4 protein-coding genes are annotated in these 4,923 nt (G+C 71.1%); 2 read left to right on the plus strand and 2 right to left on the minus strand.

Going from position 1 to position 4,923, the window contains the following annotated elements; genetic code table 11:
* Together D7Y13_RS38490 and D7Y13_RS38495 are read right to left on the minus strand one after the other, a co-directional pair.
* Positions 1-1,868: PAS domain-containing sensor histidine kinase (locus D7Y13_RS38490; RefSeq protein ID WP_158626191.1), on the minus strand; the 1,868-nt coding region annotated here is incomplete at its 3' end.
* A gap of 174 nt (positions 1,869-2,042) precedes the next feature.
* On the minus strand, positions 2,043-2,447 hold the full coding sequence (locus tag D7Y13_RS38495; RefSeq protein ID WP_120586052.1) for a hypothetical protein: 405 nt from the start codon (positions 2,445-2,447) through the stop codon (positions 2,043-2,045).
* Positions 2,448-2,645: 198 nt separating this feature from the next.
* On the opposite strand from D7Y13_RS38495, the gene D7Y13_RS38500 reads away from it, so the two are divergent.
* Positions 2,646-3,023 carry a SpoIIAA family protein gene (locus D7Y13_RS38500; protein ID WP_120538137.1) on the plus strand — a complete coding sequence of 126 codons (378 nt, stop codon included), beginning with the start codon at positions 2,646-2,648 and terminating at the stop codon, positions 3,021-3,023.
* A 119-nt stretch (positions 3,024-3,142) separates the two neighbouring features.
* On the plus strand, positions 3,143-4,783 hold the full coding sequence (locus tag D7Y13_RS38505) for a serine protease (protein ID WP_120586051.1): 1,641 nt from the start codon (positions 3,143-3,145) through the stop codon (positions 4,781-4,783).
* Positions 4,784-4,923 lie beyond the last annotated feature (140 nt).

Consider the following 4,923-nt stretch of genomic DNA (forward strand, 5'->3'; position numbering starts at 1 on the left):
GGGGGCGGCGGGAGGGGCCCGGGCACTTCTGGAATCCAGCCCTCCACCTCCTGCACGAAGCTGTCGCGCTGGAAGGCATCGCGCGCGACGGTGGAGCTTTCGCTCGCGAGCCGCTCGGAGGGCAGGTGGTGGTGGCCTCGCGGGATGCGCACCGTGAACTCGCTGCCCTCGCCGGGGCGGCTCCACACCCCCACCTCTCCGCCGTGCAGCTTCGTCAGTTCCTGGACCAGCGACAGTCCGATGCCGCTGCCCTCGAAGCTGCGGCCCTGCGCGCCCTCCACCCGGAAGAAGCGCTGGAACAGGCGCGGCTGCGCCTCCAGGGGGATGCCCGTGCCGGTGTCCCGCACGGAGAGCACCCCGGCGTCCCCCTCCCGCCGCAGGCGCACCGTGAGGCCGCCCTCCAGCGTGAACTTGAAGGCGTTGGACAGCAGGTTGAAGACGATGCGCTCCCACGCCTCGGGGTCCACCCAGAACGGTTCGCCCAGGGAGGCGCAGTCCACCGACAGCGTGAGCCCCGCCCGGTGCGCGGCGGATTCGAAGTGCCCCGCGAGTTCCTGGGTGAGCCGCGCCAGGTCCACCGGCTGGAAGCGCGCACCCGCGCGGCCCGTCTCCAGCCGGGTGAACTCCAGCAGTTGGTTGACGAGCTTGAGCAGCCGCACGGCGCCCCGCTGCACCAGCGCCACCCGCTGGTGCTGGGAGCCCGCCAGGGGTTCGCGGAGGTCCGTGAGGGCATCCTCCAGCGGCCCGAGCATCAGCGTCAGCGGCGTGCGCAGCTCATGGCTCACGTTGGCGAAGAACCGGGTCTTCTGGCGGTCCAGCTCCGCGAGCTGGGCGGCGCGCCGGGTCTTCTCCTCCAGGGCGCGGGTGCTCTCGATGCTCGTGGCGAGCTGCCGCGCGAGCAGCCGCAGGAAGCTGCGGGTGTCGTCTCCCAGCGCGATGCGGGGGTTGAGGCCCACGACGAGCACGAGGCGGGACTCCTGCTCCGCCGCGTCGGAGAGCGACAGCGCCAGCGCGCGCGTCGGGAGCTGGCCTCCGGCGCCCTCGCCCAGCAGGGTCGCGAAGCGCTCCGGCAGCTGTTCGATGAGCTGCTCGTGGCGGGAGCTCGCCACCTCCGCGAGCGGCCACACCCGGCCCTCCGCCAGGTCGCCCCCCTCCTCGGGGGCCTGCGCGAGCCCCGCGTGGGCCACGAGCCGCGCGCGCTCCGCGCGAAGCTCGTACAAGAGGCAGAAGGGGACATCCGCGGTGGACTTGCCGAGCACGTCCTCGGCCGTGCGGAAGACGCCCTCCACGGTCTCGCGGAGCGCCGTGCGCAGGGACAGCTCGCGCACGAGCGACAGGCGGCGCGCGCCCAGCACCTGGGCCGTCGTGTCCGTCACGATGATGAAGATGCCGCCCACCTCGGCGTCATCGCCGCGCGTGGGGATGAAGGCGAACGTGAAGTAGCAGTCCTCCATGAACCCGAACCGCTCCAGCGGAACGAGGAGGTTCTCGTGGTGGACGGCCTCGCCGGTGTCCAGCACCCGCTCCAGCAGCGGCCCCAGGATGGTCCAGCTCTCCTGGAACACCACCTTGAAGCTCACCCCGAGCCCCTCCGGGTGCTTGGTGCCAAGCATGAACCGCGCGCTGTCGTTGTAGAGCACCACGAGCTCGCGGCCCCAGTAGATGAGCGCGGGCTCCGGCGCGGCGAGCATCACGCTCACGGCCGTGCGCAGCGACTGCGGCCATTGCTCGACCGGGCCGAGCAGCGTCCGCGACCAGTCCTTCGCTCGCATCCGCCCGGCCATCTGGCTGGGTCCGGGAAAGAGCTTCTCCAGCCTGTCTTCCTTGAGGTTGGCCATGGGGTCGGGCGGCAGGTCCGGAGGACTCATGTTCCATGGCCTCTGGATGGCCCGTGCGGGTGAGGGCTCATCCCCCCTCCGGCTCGCACCCTGGCCTTCATCTGTCGCGGACAACCCGTCCGCTCCCACATGCATTCCCCCCCGCCCCGGCCTGTCACCGGGTGACAGGCCGGGCAGGGAGCAGGGAGCCCCGGGCCGCCCGTCTCACACCCTCAACGGGTGGGACTGCTCCGGGCACTCCCAGTACGTGTACTCGCAGGTGGCCCGCGTCGCGTCGCATGGCACCTGCACGATGGTGATGAGCTCACACGGGTGGACCGGCGCCTCCAGGGAGCGGGTGCGGAGGCCCGCGTCCGGCGCGTCGGGCCGCGCGTCCTTGGACCCGCCGGTGCCCGCATCCCGGCTGGCGCCCCCGTCGGCGCTGGCCTGCTCCACGGGCAGCGGCGCCACCACCGCGTGGTTGCCGGACACCACCGCCCGGTCTCCGCCCGCGCCCCGCGCCCCGGGGTGGGTTTCCAGTGATGGGGTGCCCCCCAGCGCGTTCAGCGCGGACGGCACGCCGGGCGCGGCGCCCAGCACCGCGCCCAGGACATACAGCTTCGTTCGCATGGCCTTCCCCCTTGCCGGCTGCTCCCTTGCGTCGGCGCGCGTCGTGACGCACCGGGTCCGGTCGAGCTGGCAGAGACGGATCTACCAGCAAGGTCTGACATTCCGTGCCCGCCCGGCCAAGGGAATGCGGGCGTCCGGTATCCGACGACAGGCACTGCGGCTAGGATGGCGCGCCCCGCCTGGAGAGCCGTACCGCGCATGAAGATTGAAATCGCCCACCTGCCCCACGACATCATCGAGGTCATCTACCCTTCGGAAGTGACGCCGAAGGACGTGGCTGACTACGTCGAGCAACTGAAGAAGGACATCACCGCGCGCGGCGGGAAGGAGTGGTCCGCCCTGGTGGACCAGTCCAAGCTGCGGGTGATGCCCTCCACGGTGGTGGGGGAGATGGCGCGCCTGAACGCGTACGCCCAGCAGCGCGGCATGGTTCGCTCCGCGCGCGTGGTGGTGGACCCCGGCAGCGGCCTCCAGGCCTGGCGCATGACCAAGAACGCCGGCCTCACCATCCCCGCGAAGACCTTCGAGACGCGCGCCGAGGCGCTGGCCTGGCTCGAAGCGCCCGACGCCGACTAGGCGCACCCGACCTCCCCCGCCGTGCGGACGCCATGCGACCGCACGGGTCGGTCTTCGTATTACAGTGACGCCCCATTCCTTTGCTGTGTCTGTCGCCGTACCGTCAGGAGCCGCCCCGCATGCCCCAGTCCGTCCCCGCCTTCCGAGCGAAGCTGCTCGGCACCCTCATCTGTACCCTCACCGCCCTGGCCTGCGGACCGGCCGCCGAGTCCGGCGCTCCGGAACAGACGCCCCTGTCCGAGTCGAGCGCTCCGGTCGTCTACGGCAACGATGATCGCAAGGACGTCTACGACCACCCCAGCGCGGCGCTGAAGGACCGGGCCCGGCAGTCCACGGTGGCGCTGCTGTTCCCGGAGTCCATCGACGCGAGCAACCCGAACAACGTGTTGCTCGACGGTACGACGCTCAACGAGTACGAGAACCTCTGCACCGACCAGCGCTTCCGGAATGATCCGGCGCCGGCCTTCTGCTCGGGCACGCTCATCGACGATGACCTGGTGCTCACCGCGGGCCACTGCATCACGGACCAGGCCGAGTGCGACGACACGCGCTTCGTCTTCAAGTTCTACCGCACCGCCGACGGGGTGATGGAGACCATCACCAGCGCGGACGTCTTCTCCTGCAAGAGCATCGTGGTGCGCCAGTTGGAGGAGTCGGGTGACCGCTACGTGGACTTCGCCATCGTGAAGCTGGACCGCTCCGCGGCGCCGCGCTTCACCCCCGCGCCGGTGCGTCCCGGCAACTCGGCCCTGGCGGTGGGCGCCAACGTGGCCGTCATCGGCAGCGGCAGCGGCATCCCGTTCAAGATTGACTCGGGCGGCTCCGTGCGCACGAACAACGCCGGCTTCGTGGACTACTTCATCGCCACCACGGACACCTTCGCGGGCAACTCCGGCTCCGGCGTGTACGAGACGGTCAACAACACCGTGGCCGGCATCCTGGTCTTCGGCGACAACGACTACGTGGCGCGCGGAAGCTGCAACATCGTCAACACGTGCAAGGAGACGGCCTGCGCCGGTGAGGGCATCGTCTACGTGAACCAGGCCATCAGCGACCTGTGCGCGCGCACGACCAACGTGCGGCTGTGCAACAGCACGCCGCCCCCGGCCACGAAGTACGACTTCACCGCGTCCAGCACCGCCAGCGCCACGCGCAACACCGTCAACGGCACGGTGACGCTCGCCGCCGGTCAGAAGCTCACCGTGGGCACCTGCGGCGTCGCGAACGCGGCCGTCACCGGCGACTCGTACCTGCGCCTGCGCGGCCCGTCCGGCGCGGAGGTCGCCTCCAACGACGACGCGTGCGGCGGCACGGGTTCGAAGATCACCTACACCGCCACCGTCGCGGGCACCTATGAAGTCCGCGCCGGCTGCTACCAGAACGGCGCCTGCGGCGGCACCGTGTCCTGGGAAGTGACGTCCGGCGGCACCACCTCCCCCGCGAACGGCTCCAGGGCCTTCGACGTCAGCAACACCGCCAACGCCCAGCAGAACACGGCGAACGCGGACGTGACGCTCACCGCCGGGCAGTCGCTGTCCTTCGGCAGCTGCGGCGTGACGGGCGCGTCCGGCACGGGCGACACGGTGGTGCGCCTGTACAACGCCGCCGGCCAGCAGGTGACGTTCAACGACGACGCGTGCGGTTCGCTGTCCCACGCGGCCTACACCGTGCCCGCGGGCGCGGGCGGCACGTATCAGATTCGCATCGGCTGCTTCGGTGCCACCGCGTGCAGCGGCACGCTGGCCTGGACCGCGCAGTAGTCAGCCCCCCGCCGCGCCTGCTTCCTTCCGGGCCTGTCCCCTCCACGCCACGTGGGGGTGACGGGCCCGGTTTTCTTCCAGGGGAGGACGGACGGGCAGGCCTGACGTTCACCTTCCCCCGGCCCCTACCCCCGGGGGGC

The sequence above is a fragment of the Corallococcus praedator genome (genome assembly GCF_003612125.1).
GTDB lineage: Bacteria > Myxococcota > Myxococcia > Myxococcales > Myxococcaceae > Corallococcus > Corallococcus praedator.

Coding starts and splice junctions, on each gene's coding strand:
- D7Y13_RS38495 (WP_120586052.1), bottom strand. CDS start 2,447: ATGCGAACGAAGCTGTATGTCCTGGGCGCGGTGCTGGGCGCCGCGCCC.
- D7Y13_RS38500 (WP_120538137.1), top strand. CDS start 2,646: ATGAAGATTGAAATCGCCCACCTGCCCCACGACATCATCGAGGTCATC.
- D7Y13_RS38505 (WP_120586051.1), top strand. CDS start 3,143: ATGCCCCAGTCCGTCCCCGCCTTCCGAGCGAAGCTGCTCGGCACCCTC.